13 protein-coding genes and 2 tRNA genes are annotated in these 15,074 nt (G+C 66.6%); 8 read left to right on the forward strand and 7 right to left on the reverse strand.

Annotated elements, in window-relative coordinates; all coding sequences use genetic code 11:
- Window positions 1-66 precede the first annotated feature (66 nt).
- The 4 genes from ASF71_RS04770 (at window position 67) to ASF71_RS04785 (ending at window position 2,567) form a co-directional block, all read left to right on the forward strand.
- Window positions 67-657: an ATP/GTP-binding protein gene (locus tag ASF71_RS04770; protein WP_014685849.1), complete on the forward strand. Its 591-nt coding sequence runs from the start codon at window positions 67-69 to the stop codon at window positions 655-657.
- 65 nt (window positions 658-722) lie between these two features.
- Window positions 723-1,649, forward strand: a complete 927-nt coding sequence (gene mqnP / locus ASF71_RS04775) for a menaquinone biosynthesis prenyltransferase MqnP (RefSeq protein ID WP_056295830.1) — start codon at window positions 723-725, stop codon at window positions 1,647-1,649.
- A gap of 13 nt (window positions 1,650-1,662) precedes the next feature.
- Window positions 1,663-1,956 (forward strand): hypothetical protein, encoded by a 294-nt coding sequence (locus tag ASF71_RS04780; protein ID WP_056295831.1) that lies wholly within the window; start codon window positions 1,663-1,665, stop codon window positions 1,954-1,956.
- Window positions 1,957-2,153: 197 nt separating this feature from the next.
- Window positions 2,154-2,567, forward strand: coding sequence for a hypothetical protein (locus tag ASF71_RS04785; RefSeq protein ID WP_056295872.1), 414 nt, complete (start codon window positions 2,154-2,156; stop codon window positions 2,565-2,567).
- Between the two features lie 11 nt (window positions 2,568-2,578).
- Here ASF71_RS04785 and ASF71_RS04790 read toward each other — a convergent pair whose 3' ends face one another.
- The 3 genes from ASF71_RS04790 to ASF71_RS04800 all read right to left on the reverse strand — a co-directional run bounded on the left by ASF71_RS04790 (window position 2,579) and on the right by ASF71_RS04800 (window position 6,142).
- Complete coding sequence (locus ASF71_RS04790) at window positions 2,579-4,363, reverse strand: sensor histidine kinase (RefSeq protein ID WP_235514134.1); 1,785 nt, start codon at window positions 4,361-4,363, stop codon at window positions 2,579-2,581.
- A gap of 125 nt (window positions 4,364-4,488) precedes the next feature.
- Window positions 4,489-5,262, reverse strand: a complete 774-nt coding sequence (locus tag ASF71_RS04795) for an RNA methyltransferase (RefSeq protein ID WP_056295878.1) — start codon at window positions 5,260-5,262, stop codon at window positions 4,489-4,491.
- Between the two features lie 40 nt (window positions 5,263-5,302).
- Window positions 5,303-6,142 carry a hypothetical protein gene (locus ASF71_RS04800; RefSeq protein ID WP_056295834.1) on the reverse strand — a complete coding sequence of 280 codons (840 nt, stop codon included), beginning with the start codon at window positions 6,140-6,142 and terminating at the stop codon, window positions 5,303-5,305.
- 105 nt (window positions 6,143-6,247) lie between these two features.
- Between ASF71_RS04800 and ASF71_RS04805 the strand changes: the two genes are divergently transcribed.
- On the forward strand, window positions 6,248-7,009 hold the full coding sequence (locus ASF71_RS04805) for an alpha/beta fold hydrolase (RefSeq protein WP_056295836.1): 762 nt from the start codon (window positions 6,248-6,250) through the stop codon (window positions 7,007-7,009).
- On the opposite strand, the gene ASF71_RS04810 is transcribed toward ASF71_RS04805, so the two are convergent.
- Entirely contained in the window at window positions 6,954-8,318 is a 1,365-nt protein-coding gene (locus ASF71_RS04810) for a glycogen synthase (RefSeq protein ID WP_056295839.1), read from the reverse strand. The two genes, ASF71_RS04805 and ASF71_RS04810, sit on opposite strands and share 56 nt — an antisense overlap.
- Window positions 8,319-8,439: 121 nt before the next feature.
- On the opposite strand from ASF71_RS04810, the gene ASF71_RS04815 reads away from it, so the two are divergent.
- A tRNA-Ile gene (locus tag ASF71_RS04815) sits at window positions 8,440-8,515 on the forward strand.
- Window positions 8,516-8,530: 15 nt separating this feature from the next.
- A tRNA-Val gene (locus tag ASF71_RS04820) sits at window positions 8,531-8,605 on the forward strand.
- A gap of 492 nt (window positions 8,606-9,097) precedes the next feature.
- Here the strand turns inward: ASF71_RS04820 and ASF71_RS23465 are convergent.
- On the reverse strand, window positions 9,098-9,544 hold the full coding sequence (locus ASF71_RS23465; protein ID WP_156372614.1) for a hypothetical protein: 447 nt from the start codon (window positions 9,542-9,544) through the stop codon (window positions 9,098-9,100).
- Between the two features lie 4 nt (window positions 9,545-9,548).
- Complete coding sequence (locus ASF71_RS04825) at window positions 9,549-12,935, reverse strand: DUF4157 domain-containing protein (protein WP_156372615.1); 3,387 nt, start codon at window positions 12,933-12,935, stop codon at window positions 9,549-9,551.
- A gap of 266 nt (window positions 12,936-13,201) precedes the next feature.
- Between ASF71_RS04825 and ASF71_RS22320 the strand changes: the two genes are divergently transcribed.
- Window positions 13,202-13,720, forward strand: a complete 519-nt coding sequence (locus ASF71_RS22320) for an SMI1/KNR4 family protein (protein ID WP_082505534.1) — start codon at window positions 13,202-13,204, stop codon at window positions 13,718-13,720.
- On the opposite strand, the gene ASF71_RS22325 is transcribed toward ASF71_RS22320, so the two are convergent.
- Window positions 13,684-15,003 carry an IS701 family transposase gene (locus tag ASF71_RS22325; RefSeq protein ID WP_082505536.1) on the reverse strand — a complete coding sequence of 440 codons (1,320 nt, stop codon included), beginning with the start codon at window positions 15,001-15,003 and terminating at the stop codon, window positions 13,684-13,686. The two genes, ASF71_RS22320 and ASF71_RS22325, sit on opposite strands and share 37 nt — an antisense overlap.
- Window positions 15,004-15,074 lie beyond the last annotated feature (71 nt).

A 15,074-nucleotide genomic window follows, 5' to 3' on the forward strand; every position in this document is an offset into this window, starting at 1 on the left:
CCGCTGCCCGCGTCTCCTTTGCCTTTTCGCGCGTTCCCACGCGCCTCACCGGAGGTGAGCCCCCCCTTGAGCACCATCAACTTCGCTGCCCGCGAGATCAACTGCAAGATCGTCTACTACGGCCCCGGCATGTGCGGCAAGACCACCAACCTCAAGTACGTGTTCGGCCGCGTGCCCGGCCACCAGCGCGGCGAGATGGTTTCACTGGCGACCGAGGACGAGCGCACACTGTTCTTCGACTTTCTGCCGCTCGACCTCGGCAGCGTGCAGGGCTTCAAGACCCGCTTTCACCTCTACACCGTGCCGGGACAGGTCTTCTACAACGCCAGCCGCAAGCTGATCCTGCGCGGCGTGGACGGCATCGTGTTCGTGGCCGACAGCTCGCCCAATCGCCTGCGCGCCAACGCCGAGAGCATGCGTAACCTGCGCGAGAACCTGCAGGAGCACGGCATTGACATCCGCGACGTGCCCATCGTGCTGCAGGTCAACAAGCGCGACGTGCCCGGCGCCCTGCCGGTGGACATGATCCGTGCGGTTATCGACCCCAAGCGTGAGCTGCCCATGTACGAGTCCTCGGCCAGCCAGGGGGTCGGCGTCTTCGAGACCCTCAAGGGCGTGAGCCGTCTCGTGCTCGACCGCCTGGCGCAGCCCAAATAAGGCGGGGTTCCCTCCCGGCCCGGCGATTGTGAGTGCCCCTCGGCGCCCACCCCCGCCGGGCCGCTATGCTGCGTGGCTGTGAGAAGCGTCGGGGCAGGCGGGGCGTGGTGAGCGCCACGGGACGGATCAAAACGTATCTGGAGCTGGTGAAGTTCGAGCACACCGTGTTCGCGCTGCCCTTTGCCTATGCCGGGATGCTGCTGGCGAGCATGAGCGTGCTCGGCACCGGCTGGCCCGGCTGGCACACCCTGATCTGGGTGACGGTGGCGATGGCGGCGGCCCGCACGGCGGCGATGGGGGCCAACCGGGTCATCGACCGCTTCATCGACGCGCGCAACCCGCGTACTGCCGGCCGCGAGGTGCCCAGCGGCAAGGTCTCGCCCGCGCAGGCCTGGGCGCTGGTGGCGGGCAGCGTGCTCGTGCTGGCGTTCGCGGCGGCGCAGCTCAATCCGCTGTGTCTCGTGCTGCTCCCGCTGGCCCTGATCTTCCTGATCGGCTACCCGTACACCAAGCGGTACACCTGGCTGTGCCACGTCTGGCTGGGCATCACCGACGGGGCGGCGGCGGCGGGTGGCTGGATCGCCGTGACCGGGCACTTCGACCCGCCGGCCTGGGCGCTGTGGGCCGTGGTCATCTTCTGGATGGTTGGGCTGGACGTGATCTACGCGACGATGGACTACCGCTTCGACCTCGCCAACGGCGTCAAGAGCATTCCGGCGCGTTTCGGCATTCCGCGCGCCCTGAAGATCGCCGCGACGAGCCACGCCCTGACCTTCGCCCTGCTGCTGCTTGTTGGGGTCCTGAGCGGCGCGAGCTTCTGGTACTACCTCGCCGCCCTGGCGATGGGCGCCATCCTGCTCTACGAACACCGCATCGTGAATCCGGACGACCTGACGCGCGCCAACGTGGCCTTCTTCGACGCCAACATGTGGCTGGCGCTGACCATGCTGGCCGGCGTGGTCGCCGACGTAGCGTGGCGCACGTTCACCTGATGGCCCTGCTCTGATGGATGGAGGTGCGGCGTGGGCGGCCCCGGCTCCGGCAGAGGCTGCCCGCGCCTTTGTGGACGGCGACGAACGGCTGGCCCTCACGCTGCTGTCGCGGGCACGCGACGCCCAGCCGCCGGGGTCGCGGGCCTGGGCGCAGCTCGAACGGCTGTGCGGACTGGTGCTCATCCACGTTCTGCGCGAGGTCGAGGGCACCTTCGCTCTGGAACGCGCCGACGCCTGTTTCGACCGCCTGGGCGGCGCACGGCCCGACCTCGACTGGCTGGAGGCGGCGGCAGAAGACGGCAGCTGAGGCAGGGAGGTCTGGAGCCGGCCGCCCTGTCCGGCCGGGAGCCGGGACGCCGCGCCGCCCGGACGACAGGCAGGAACCCCTTTGACCAGATGCTCTAGAATCCGGGCCATGTCCCGCGCCCGCCGCCCCCGGAACTCCCCTTGACGCAGGAGCGCTCCGCCGAACCGCGTGCCCTGGAAAACTCCGAGGCCGAATTCATGGCCCGTTACGGCGAATACGCGGCGAGCGGCCTGCTGTATCCCCAGCCCGAGGGCAGTCCGCTACTGGAGTTCGCGTCGGCCGGCCGGGTGCTGTATCTCTTCGACCGCTGCGGCCCCTACGCCGCGCCCCCCGGTCCGGCGCGGGTCGTCGTGAACGGCCTGCTGGACCTGCCCGAGACCGAAGTGCTTGGAGGAGACACCCCGCCCACGCGCGAGACGCTCAATCTGGTGGGTATCTCGGCGGCCGAGGGCTGCGGCCAGATCGAGCAGGTGCTGGGCCGCAGTTGGGTGGTGCGTGCCCGGCTGCCGCTGGTGCTCTCGGCCTACTCGCCGTTGCCCCCGGCCCAGGTCGGCGACTGGGTGCGGTTCCGCACGTTGCCGCCCCTGCACGGCTTCATCCTGACGGGCTGAGAGGCCCGCACTCAGGTCTGCGGCACCTCGGCCTCGACCAGCGTGCCCTGACCAGGGACCGAGTGCACCCGGTAGCGCCCGCCGCGCGCCTCGATCCGCTCGCGCATCTGGATGAGGCCCAGGCCGCCCGCGCTGCTGACCCGGCCCGTCACGCTGCCCAGGTCGAAGCCCACGCCGTCGTCCTGCACCCGCAGCCGCACGCGCGGGCCGCCCAGCAGGCTCACGCTGACCTCGCGGGCACGGGCGTGCTTGGCGACGTTATTCAGGCTTTCCTGCACCAGCCGGAAGACCATCGCCTCGTCACCGGGCGCGAGGTGCAGTTCACCGCTGTCTTCCAGACCGCCGAAATCCAGCGTGGCGCGCAGGTTGTTCTGTTCGCCAAAGTCCAGGACGTAGCGCCGTACCGTCTCCAGCAGGCCATAGCGTTCCAGGTCAATGGGACGCAGCGCGAAGATTGACCGGCGCACTTCGCGGATCTGCTCGCGCAGCAGGGACCCGGCTGCCCGCACCTCGTTCTCGGCGCGTTCGGGGTCGGTGCGCAGCTGACGCGACACCACGTCGAGCTTGAGGGCCGCGAAGGCCAGCGACTGCGCCACCCCGTCGTGGATCTCACGGGCGATCCGGGCGCGCTCGTCGCTGATGGCGAGCTCCTCGGAGTACAGGTAGGCGCGGGCGTTGCGCACCGCCAGCGTGGCCTGCCCGGCCATCAAGGCGAGCAGCGGCACGCGTGTCTCGGCAAAGGCGCCCTCCCGGCCGTCGCCCAGTACGAGGACGCCCAGCAGCCCATCCTCGTTGAGCATGGGGAGACCCAGAGCGCTGCGCGCTCCCGGAAAGACGCCCAGGGCCTCGGCCTCCTGCGCGATGAGGGGTTTGCCGGCCTCCACGACCCGCAGCGCGAAGGCGGGGGCCGGGCTGCCGCCGACCGCCTCGCCGCGCTCGTCCTCGGCGTATTCCAGCCGTAGCACGCCGTCCTGGTCGGTGAGGTAGGCCGCGCGCGCGGCGACGTTCAGTCGGGCGGCCATGTTGCGCGTGATGCGCGAGAGCAGCCGGCGCATGTTGCGCTCGGCGCGGATGCTCTGGTCCACCGAGTGCAGGGTCATCAGGTCCAGGGTGCGCTGCCGGGCGGCCTCGACCCCGTTGGCGACCTCGGCGGCCAGGGCCTGCGCCAGCGCCTCGGTGTCGGTGCCGGGCGGGGCCTCGAAATGCAGCGCCAGCGCCCCCCCGCCCGGAATCGGCACCTTCAGGGGGTGCAGGTCGGCGCTGGGGGCGGCCAGCAGGGTATCGCCGCGCGCCGTGCCGCTCAGGCCGCCGGGCACCGTCAGGGTGGCGTGGGTGGCGCCGGTCACGCGCACCGCGCCGCGCGCCGCGACCTCCAGCACCGCACCCTGGTCGGGGGCCTCGGCGAGGTCGCGCATAAGTTCCTGCACCGCCCGCAGCCGCCCGTGCGAGGCGCTCAGCTCGCCGTACAGGGCGCGCAGTTCACGCTCGGCCCGCTCGCGCGCGCGGGTGCCCTCGGCGATCCACTCGACGCTGAAGAAGGTCACGGCCGGTCCCACCAGGCCGTAGAACAGCAGGTGCGCCCACAGCTCGGCCGAGGGGCTGCGCAGCTGCGCGATGAGCAGCTCGACCACCACCACCACGAGCAGGATGAGCGGCGGCAGCGTGTTGCGCACCACCCGCACCCGGTCCGAGAGCTGCGCCGGGGCAGGCAGGGCCTGCGCGGTGGCTGGCCCCTGCGATAGGCCCGGCGCCTGCGCGGCAGGGGAGGACGGGGACGGAGCGGGCCGGTCGGTCATGTCCGCAGCATAGGCAAAGGAGGCGGCCCTTTTCCGTGGCCTTCGCCGGGCGGGCAGCGGGACGTAGCTCAGCAGTCGCCCCAGCAGGGGACGGAGGGGGCGCTGTGCCGGGCGGTCAGCCCGGTTCAGTGGTTGGCTGGGCCGTCCTCTTCCTGTACCGGATCCAGCTCGGAACCAAAGTCAGGGCCAGAGACGGGGGTCACGCCCACACTGCCCACCTTCCACTGCACCTGCCGCAGCAGTCCCCGGAACAGCCGGCTCTCGCCGCTGCTCATCTGCGCGCGGTCCAGCAGGCTTCGCCACAGCCGCAGCGTGTGGCGGGCGCGCACCGCGTCGGTGTACCCGATGAGGTGCATGACCTCGCGCAGGTGACCGTAGGTCGCCTCCATCTCCTCGCGGGTGGCCGTCTTGCGGGTGTGCTCGGGCACCTCGTCCACGCCCTGAAGGAACTCGTAGCACACCAGCAGCACGGCCTGCGCGAGGTTCAGGCTGGCGTAGTCGCCGGTCGGGATGCGCACGGTCACCTGGCACTGTTCCAGGTCGCTGTTGATCAAGCCGGTTTCCTCGGGACCGAACACGAGCGCCGGGGCCGCCGCGCCGCGCACCAACGGCCGTAGCTGCCCCGGGTGACGGGGCGCGGGCAGGTCCGCGCGGATGCGGGCCGAGGTGCCTACGCTCAGGTCGCGGTCGGCCAGGGCCTCGCGCAGGGTGGCGTACACCCGCGCGCCGCGCAGGAGGTCGGCCGCGTGGACGGCCATCGCCACCGCCTGCGGGTCGAGGTAGTCGCAGCGCGGGGCCACGATCCGCAGGTCGGAGGCCCCCATGTTCAGCATCGCGCGGGCCGCCGCTCCCACGTTGCCGGGCGTTTTCGGAGAGACGAGGACCACCGCGAGATTCACGCGCGCCAGCTTATCAGTCCCGCCCGTGCCGAGACGCACTTCAGGGCGCGGCGTAGATCGGGTTCTCTATCTCCACGCCGAGTCCCAGCGCGAGGTCGGCGGCGAGTTCCGCCGGGGTGTCGCCCCAGCCCTCCACACTCACGTCCCCGAAACCGCGCGCGCTGGCCAGCGCGCACACGCCCAGCAGCAGCGCGGCGCGCAGACCGCCGCCGCGCAGCTCCGGTCGCACGCCCGGCGCGTCTATGCGCGCGTAGCCCTCCTCCGGCGCGGCGCGGCAGATGCCGGCCGCCCGCCCCGAGGCGTCCAGCGCGATCAGGCTCAGGGCCGGGTCGTAGCCGCCTGCGCCGTCCTCGGCGGCCGCCGGGGTCACGGCGTGGTGGCCCAGACGGTCCTCGTAGGTCGCCAGGGCGTCCAGACGGGTGGCGAGCCCCGGCACCTCGCTCAGCGGCCGCAGCGTAAAGCCCGGCGGCACCTGGGGCGCGGCCTGCGGGGTCGGCCCGGCGAGCAGGCGGTAGGCGGCGGCCTCGCGGTAGCCCGCTGCCCGCAGCGCCGCCGCCGAGAAGAGGTGGCCGTCCGCGAAGGCGTAGACCCGGCCCCCCGCCGCGTGGGCGGTACGGGCCAGGGCCGTGGCCACGGCGTCCTCGTGGTCGCGGCCCTCTGGGTGGGCCAGGGCGCCGCCCAGCAACTCGGCGCCGTTGGCCGGGCTGGGGCGCAGGCCGACTGCGCCCAGGACCTCGCCGCCTGGGGCCTGTGCGGTCCAGGCGGCGCTCAGGGTGTCGGCCATCCAGGCGACGTCCTCTTCGGGCGCGCCGTACAGTGCGGCGAGCAGGGGGGGCAGGTCGGCCGGGGCGGCGGGCTGGACAGTCACGTCGGGGGTCATGGTCTGGAGGCTACCCCGTGCGGTCGGCGCAGGGGCGTGGGCGTGTGGCCTGCGGTTCAAGGTCGCCTGAAGGACTGCCCGCGCCGCGCCGGCCTACCCTGGACCATGCCTCCTGCCCGTACTGCCCTGCTGCTGCACGCCTATCCGCTCTCGGCCGCGATGTGGGACGAGCCGCGCCGCGCCCTCGAAGCTGCCGGCTGGACGGTCCTGGCCCCCAACCTCCCCGGTTTCGGCGGTCAGCCCGGCGCGGTGACCTCTCTGCGCGGCGCGGCGGCCGACTTCCTCGCCTTACTGCCCCCGGAACCACTGGCTCTGGTGGGCCTGAGCATGGGGGGATACCTGGGTCTGGAACTGCTGGCGCAGGCTCCGGAGCGGTTTTTTGCCGCCGTGCTGGCCGACACGACCGCCCGCGCCGACCCGCCTGAGAAAGTGGAGGCCCGCCACGAGCAGGCGGGGCGGGCCCTGGCAGAGGGCACCGGCTTTCTGGTGGACGCGGCGCGCGAGGAGCATCGGCCCTCGACATTTGGGCGCATCCGCCCGATGGTCGAGGCGGCGACGCCTGCCGGAGTCGCGGGGGCGCTGCGGGCGATGGCCGCACGGCCCGATCACCGGGACACCCTGCGCGGCCTGAAGATGCCCGTGCTAACGCTCGTCGGGGCTGAGGACACCTTGACGCCGCCGGAGCGCGCCCAGGAGATGGCCGAGCTGGCGGGTGGGCGCCGCGAGGTGCTGCCCGGCGCCGCCCACCTCTCGAACCTTGACGCGCCGAAGACCTTCACGGCGGCGCTGCTGCCCTTTCTGGAGGAGGCCCTCAGCGCAGCGAGCGGTACAGCTCCAGATAGTGCCGTGCCGGGCCGTCCCAGCTGAAGTCCAGCCGCATGGCCCGCTCGGCGCGTCCCGCCCAGTCGCCGGGCTGCCGGTGCGCGACTAGGGCCTCGGCGCACGCACGGCTCAGGGCCTCCGGTGAGGCGTCGGCAAAGCGGAAGCCCACGTCGTGCGGCACGGTGTCCACCAGCCCGCCCGTCTCGCGCACGACCGGCAGGGTGCCGTAGCGCATGGCAATCATCTGCGACAGGCCGCACGGCTCGAACCGGCTGGGCATGGCAAAGGCGTCGGCCCCGGCATAGATGCGGTGGGCCAGCGCCTCGTTCATACCCTGCGCGAAGGCCACGCGCGGGTGCTGCGCCCAGCCGGTCAGTGCGGCCTCCAGCAGCGGGTCGCCCCCGCCCAGCACGACCACGTTCCAGTCGGGTGTCAGGGCGGGCAGCGCCTCGATCAGGAGATCCATGCCCTTTTGCCCTGCCAGCCGACTGACCGCCGCCAGAACCGGTGCGTCGTCCAGCCCGAATTCGGCGCGCAGGGCCGCCGTCGCCGCTGCCTTGCCCGCAAGGTCGCCGTAGGGCGTGATGTCGGGGTCGGTGCGCGGGTCCCAGCGCTCCTGGTCCAGCCCGTTCAGGATGCCGCTCAGTCGGCCCTGCCGCGCGAGTCCTTCCAGCAACTTCTCCAGGCCCTCGCCGTACTCCGGCGTGGTGATCTCCTGGGCGTAGGTCGGGCTGACGGTCGTCACGCGGTCGGCGAAGGTCAGGCCGGCTTTCATCAGGTTGATGTCGCCGCCCATCTCCACGCCGTCCGGCCCCAGCGCCCAGGCGGGCAGCGCGGTCCAGCGGCTGCCCTCGGCAAAATTCCACTTGCCCTGATACTGCAGGTTGTGCACGCTGAAGACCGTGGGTAGCCCCGCGAGTTGCGCGTGCGCCACCACCAGGCCCGCCTGCCAGTCGTGGCCATGCACGACGTCCGGCACGGCCCCCAAGCGGCGCAGGACCGGCAGCACGGCCTGCCCGAAGGCGCAGTAGCGCCACACGTCGTCGTCGTGGTACAGCCCCGGCCGCGAGAACGGCGACAGGCCGATGAAGAGGTAGCGCACGCCGCCGCGCCTCACCTCACCGGCCCAGGCATGGGGCGCGGCGCCCAGATTCAGCGTATCGCCCAGCTCCGGCAGGTCGCCGGCCCACAGATGCTCGGGCGTCTCACCGCCCAGGCTGGCGTACCAGGGCGAGACCACCGTCACCTCGGCGCCCTGAGCCGCCTGCACGGCCGGTAGTGCCCCCAGCACGTCGCCCAGGCCACCGGAACGGGAGAAGGGAAAGACCTCGGACGCTATATGCGCGACATGCATAGAAAGACTGTACTCGCCGCTGCCCCCTCTCTCCCCAAGTGTTTGACAAGGCGGGGGTCCATTGCTACACTTCCCCTCGCCTTGTGCAACGCACCGGGCGGATGCGCAGCCTCCGTCGTACGGGCTCTTAGCTCAACGGTCAGAGCAGTCGGCTCATAACCGATTGGTTGCCGGTTCAAATCCGGCAGGGCCCACCAGCGCAACACCAGATCGGGCGGTTAGCTCAGTGGTAGAGCATTCGCTTCACACGCGAGAGGTCGTAGGTTCAAGTCCTATACCGCCCACCAAAAAGAAAAACCCCGCCGAAGCGGGGTTTTTCTTTTCAGGATTCAGCTTGTGTTCTGACCGTCTAGTTTCTATCGTTCGATATATCCAGACCTTTATGCGTAGTGCTCCGGAGCTACTCCGATTTGTCACTTTTCGCTATGGATCTAGAAAAAGCGTGATCTCTGTACATTATTCAGTAGAACACCTGTCTCTTTAAAGCCAATCATTCCGGCCACTCTTACATCACTGATATCGTACTTTGACCAAACCGGAGCAGTCAAGAGTTCGTGCTGCGGCGCTATGTCAGATAGGAGTGCTGTCCTGACCGGGGAGAGAGTGGGAGAGCCACGGGTTCCGGATATGAAATTGGCAGCCAAGCTTTTTTCTGGTCTGATCAGAGAATAAACTGCGGCTCGCACAGGACCTCCTGAGCACAACGTCCAGATTGCTCAATCATTTATACCGATCAGCTATAGTGGCCTCTTCTTAGTTTCAGAGTAATCTAGAGAGAATTACTGACTCGACGCAAAGATATCGTTGATATTTTTTTTATTTAGTAGCTCTTTTTTATCACCGTCGAAAAAATAGACATTTTCAGGAAAGAGGTCGCACAATCTCTCTGCTAGGTAAATGGAATTATTCACAGTCAAGGTATCTGATGAGTTGACCAGTTCTAAGACGGCCGCAGTCGCCTGTGGTAAATCCTGAAAGTAGACCACGTATTCGGCCCGCCCGTGTTTGAAACTGGCTACGGCGATAGAAACGTACTCATCCTCGTAACTCAGATTGAGTTCGAGAATGCAGTTGGTGTTTCTTTTTCGTGCGGATAGTTCGGCGTCTAGGAAAAAGTCAGCATCGTAAGCCTCTATATTTTTCAGTTGCCACCCTGAGTTCACAAGCTGCGCAGTGACATTCGACCTGTGCTCCTGCTGCATTTTAGACATCTGAGATTTTTGCATACTCTTAAGCACCGCCTAGATTGAGGCCGGAAATATCTTCGAGCGCTTTCAGCGCATTCCTGACTTTTGAACGGATGGCCCTTGCCGCCGCCGGATCAAGTTCGCCACTCTGGGACTCAATTTGCCGAATGGCCTGATCGGGTGTCCAGGTTTCTACTCGTATGCCCGCTTCCAGCATCCGCTGAATGCCCGCTTTGGAGAGCGCTTTGCCACCGGCAATGTTGGGCGTATAAAGTCCTAAAACCTGCACGCTGAGGTCGATTTTATGGGTCTTGGCAAAGTCGATCAAGGTGGAGGCACAGTTATGGAGTTTCTGGGCCAGGATGGTGTCACATCCCGGATCACCACAAGGGCTGCTGGAAAGTTGAACGACGACTTTCGCCCCCTGGCCGCGCTGGGGAAGGTTCGTCAGGATCTTTTGGGCGTTGAGGACAAAGTTTTCTTCCGCGTGCTTGGGCAGCTCACCTTTTTTGCCCGGTGTATTTGTGGATGATTCTATTTTGATGCCGTTGATGGACGCCTTGAGGGCCACGCCTCTTCTTCGGGTCATCAGTTCGATGTCGTCAAGATCGAACATTATTTCTGCCTGTGTGATTCCTACATTCTCGAAGGGAGAGGCTTTCGCCAAGACCGAAAAGTTCAGACCTTTCCGCTGGGTTTTGAGTGCCTTGAGACCGCCTGACTGGAATTTCGCATAGGTGCTTCGAAGGACGGCAGAAACCTCGCCAGTCGTCTTGAAACTTTTCGGCAGCCGACTCGCCAGATAGGCGCGAACATCCGCCTTGACCTTCGCACTGTTCGGAGTGTCACGGTCGTCGCCCAGCTTCCCGTCCGCTTTGCCTTTCCCCAACGCCTTCTCGATGATGCCCTTCACCTTCGCCACAATCTTGTCCACGACGCGGTCGAGGCGGCCACGGACCTTGTTGATGACGTTCCTGATCTTGCCGCCCAGGTTGCCCAGGCCCACCAGTTTGCCCAGCCATGCCAGCGCCACCGGAATCGCGCCGCCCAGCGCCCGGTCGATGAGGCCCACCGCCCCCGAGATGTTCCCGGCCGCAATAGCGGCGACGCTGCCCAGGGCGTTCGTCACGACCTGCCCAATCTGGGCCGCCTGCTGCACGATGGTCTGCACCGTCTGGAAGGCCCCGATGACCGCGTTGATGAAGCCCCCGCCCGGCACCAGCATGGTCACGAGTTTCTGGATGCCCGTCAGCACGAGACTTTTGGTCACCTCGCTCTTGACCCCGTCCTGCACGGCCTTGCCCACGCTGCCCTGCTCGCCCTTCATCTCGCTGGCGTGCTGAAGGCCCCCCTTCATGACCTGGAGGGCCTGCACGGTGCTCTCGGCCTTGCCCACCTTGTCGGCGCCGCCCGGCCCCAGCGCGCGCACCAGCTTGCCGCGCATGGTCTGGTAGGTCAGGCCCATGACGCTCAGGGCGGTCATGAACACGCCCTCCAGGCTGAAGCTGGCCGGAAAGGCAATGCCTGAGGCGCCGGTCAGCCACTGCCCGATGCCGTTTTGCAGGTGCTTGGGCGCGTTGCTGCCGAAGGCCTTGAACCCGCCGCCGACCGCCGAGATGAGGTTGCGCGCGAACTTGACCGGGTCCTTGAGCACCTGGACGATCACGTCGCCCGCGCCCTTGAGCTTCGCCATGATCTGCTTGCCCAGCGGTCCCAGACCGGCGGTCAGGGCCGTCAGGCCGATCTCGGCGATCTTGCGCGCGCTGCCCACGATCAGGTTCTTCACGCCGCTGATGCGCCGGGTCACGGCCGACGTGGCGGCCCCCAGATCAGCCTTGCCGATGGCACTGGCGATTTCACCCAGCGCGCCCGCGAGGTCCAGCTTGCCCAGTTCGCCCTTGAACCACTCCCAGGCCTTACCGATCACGTTGGTCTCGCGCAGCGCCCGCAGGATGTCCTTGAGGGGACCGGGCACCCAGTTGGTCAGGGCCGTCAGGATGCTCTCGGCGCTGCCGCCGACCGCGTTCCCCGTGACCAGATCGCGCCCGAAGGCCAGGCACAGCTCCTTGTAGCCGGGAATGACCTTCAGGCCGCTGGCGACGAGTTCCTTGCCCTTCTCGACCACCTTGCCGCCCGTCGCGTCCCAGGCGGCCCCCAGCGCGCCGCCCAGGTCGAAGCGCTGCACGCTGCGGGGTTGCAGGTCATGCAGCGGCTTGAGGGCGAAGTGCTGCGCGGCGCCTGCCTGAACGCGCGCCGTAGCTGCCGCCGGGGTATAGACGCCCGGCGCGTAGCGGCTGACCGGGGGCAGCAGGCTCTTGGCACTGGGCATCACCGTGTTGGGCATGGCCTCGACCAGTTTGGCGCCCATAGTCCGCGCCTCGGCCTCCAGCCCCGCGTCGGGGTCCACGCCGCCGCCCACCTTGCCCCGACTCTGCTGAACCGTGTGCGTGACCTCGTGCGCCAGCAGTTCCAGCCCGCTGCGGCTGTCGGGGTCGAAGTGGCCGCGCCGGAAGAAGATGTCGGTGCCGGCCGTGAAGGCGATGGCCCGCACCCCCTTGGCGAGCTTGTGGGCCTCGGCGTCGTCATGGATACGCACGCGCGAGAGGTCGTGGTTCAGTCCCGTTTCGAGGTGACGGCGCACCCCTTCCGGCAGAGGATTCCCGGCACCGCGCCGCGCCTGGATGCGCTCCAGCAGGGGGCGTCCGGCCTCGGCGTCCAGCTCGGCCAGTTGCCGCTGGACGGTCTGGCGGCTGTGGTCACGGGTTAGGGCTTCCTCATGGGCGAGCTGCCTTTCCAGGCCCTCGGCGGCGGCGCGTTGCAGAGCGGGGCGCTCGGCGGCCGGCACCAGCCCCAGCACCACGCCCGCGACCGGCGCACTCACGGGGTGGCGCTGCAGGGTGGCGAGGTGGTCGCCGTAGTCGCTGTAGCGCTCTTCCGGCGCGCGGCGGTCCTGCCGGAACCCCTGCGCGAGGGTCTGGGCCACCTGCCGCTGTAACGCCGTGAACTGCGCCGCCTGACGGGCGTCCAGAGGCCGGCCTTCGACCTCTCCGGCCCGCTCGAGCAGGGCGGCGGCCCACTGACCGGGAGTCTGCGGCTGGGTAGGCATGACCGGGGCCGCAGACGGCTGCACTGGCCGTTCAGGAGCCGCTCCGAGGCCCTCCAGGCTGGCCTCCAGATGGGATCGGCGCTGCCGGACTTGGCCTTCTTCCTGCCGGGCCAGCGCCGCCGCCCGTAGGGGCGCCTGAACGGCCTGCCGCTGGGCCACCACGGGCCGGCGGGTCAGGTCATCCAGCGCGCGGCCCAGGGCTAGGGTATCCGGCGGTGGAAGCGTCGCCTGCCGCGCCTGCACTGGCGCGGCAGGCCGGGGCAGCCGACGCGGCGCTGCCGGTTGAATTTCGTTGAGGGCTAGGCGGCTCGGTCCGAACGTCATGGCTGACCTCCCGAAACTGGCGTGGTTCACAGTTTACAGGATGGGGTCCTACGCGGACACAGACTAGCACTACTCAAACACGGATTTTCGCGATATGGACAATGTTTTTACGAAGTTGATGGGTCTATATTTGAAGGCTGAAATGCTCAAATTATACTATCAANCTAGCACTACTCAAACACGGATTTTCGCGATATGGACAATGTTTTTACGAAGTTGATGGGTCTATATTTGAAGGCTGAAATGCTCAAATTATACTATCAACCATGACTGACCATTCTGCCACGAGGCTGCAGCAGGGCCTTGGCATTGAGATTCCACGTTGGTACATAACCTTTCTGGACGATATACCCAGTGAACTTAAGACCACTCGGAACAGCCCAACTGAACCTGCTCAGGTGCCAGCCGACGATCGTCTTTTTCTCAACGCCGAGAGAATTATTCATGTCAATGTGGATCTGTGGTCGGATCATGAAACGCCTTGGATGGCCGATGGCCGTCCGTGGCCGGCACATTATCTGGTGATCGGCGAGGATGGAGGCGGGAATTTTGCTGTCATTGACTTGGCAAATGATGAGCGCATCTGGTGGTATGACCATGACGCTGGTGAAGGGACACTGCGCGAAATCGCGCCGAACATTTCCACTTATGCTCAAGACCTTATTGCGGAGTTTCAGCGGGACCACGACGCCGAAGTTCTCAAAATCGCTATGAGGCAGGAACGGCAGGAACGCAAAAGGGTGGATCGTCAAGGGAAACTTCGTCGCGGAGGACCTACCGGTTGATGTCCACAGCGTGGGCAACTGATGATCTCCCTGCATGTTGCCCAAATTTCCTTTCGCAGCTGCGGAAGAGTACCTTGAGGAGTTGATGCTGAGTTGTACGAGAAGCAGCGGAGCCTTTGTAAGAAGAGCATCGCCATCATGCACAACAGCGCATGATGATGAAGACCTCGCCAGGAACGCCCTTCAAAGTGGTCGAGCCCCAACTCCTCTTTGAGCTGTTGATGGACCTGTTCACAGGACCACCGAGCCTTGATGTCGCGGATCAGCTCGATTTTTGATGTGCTGGCCGAATGATTGGTCAGGTAATACTTCCGCTCTCCGCTGGCCCGACGTTCACCGACTAACCAGACTTCATCCCCTGGGAGATGGGAACCGTCATGGAGTTCCCCGCCGTCAGCGACCCGGACGCGCAGAATGGCAAAACGGGCACGCAGCGGTCCTTTCGTGCCTTTGCGCCAAGTCCGTGAAACCCATTTGTGCGGTGGAAGATCGTGCAGGACTTGAGCCACGCTTTTGCGTGGCTCGTCAGGAACAGGCACCAAGAGTCGGCCGGTCTTGGATCTCCGTTCTGTTAGCATCCCGACCTTGGTCGAGTACACCTTTTGCGTGCCCGGGACACCGACAGCCCACATGAGTCCCCGGGCCGTGAGTGCTCCACGAAACTCGGCGCTGTTTCCATAACCAGCATCTGCAACGACGACTTTGAAGGTCACACCGTCCTGTCGGACGCGGTCGATCTCCTGCAAGACCAACTGCTTTTTGGTCAGAAACTGCTGGTGTCCCTCTGGGACACCAGCAGCAATACATCGTTCTGGATCATCTGTCCAGACCTGGGGTAGGAACAGTCGCAGCGCCAAAGGAACGGGAATATCGTTCTTCGCGAGCGTCAGCGAAACCAAAATCTGACAGTTGGCGACTTTGCCCAGCACACCGCAATACTGCCTGGCGACCCCGACACTGCTGGTGCCTTGTTTTGGGAACGCAGTGTCATCCACGATCAACACGGCATCCCGGCCACCGACCAACCGCTGCGCTTGTCGCGCGAGGACGGYACCAAGTTGATCATCGTTCCAGGGGCTGACCGTGACAAAATGGTGCAGCTGCGCGTACTGACCAGGCGCGACGTGTTCTGCAAGTGGTTGTAGGCTTTTGCGTTCCAGTGGGGCCATCAAGCCGCGCAGATACACAGGACACCATTTTCGGCGCCGAGCATGTCCCAGCACGCGCTGGAAGGGCCGTAGGAAGCGTCGAAGGGGAAGAGCAGTGGCTTGATCGGTGGTCATGCGTCAGCTTGCCAGACACGTGTGAAAACCGTCTACAGCGCCAAAATCCGTGTTTAAGTAGTGCTAGGAGC

This window comes from Deinococcus sp. Leaf326 (assembly GCF_001424185.1).
Classification (GTDB): domain Bacteria; phylum Deinococcota; class Deinococci; order Deinococcales; family Deinococcaceae; genus Deinococcus.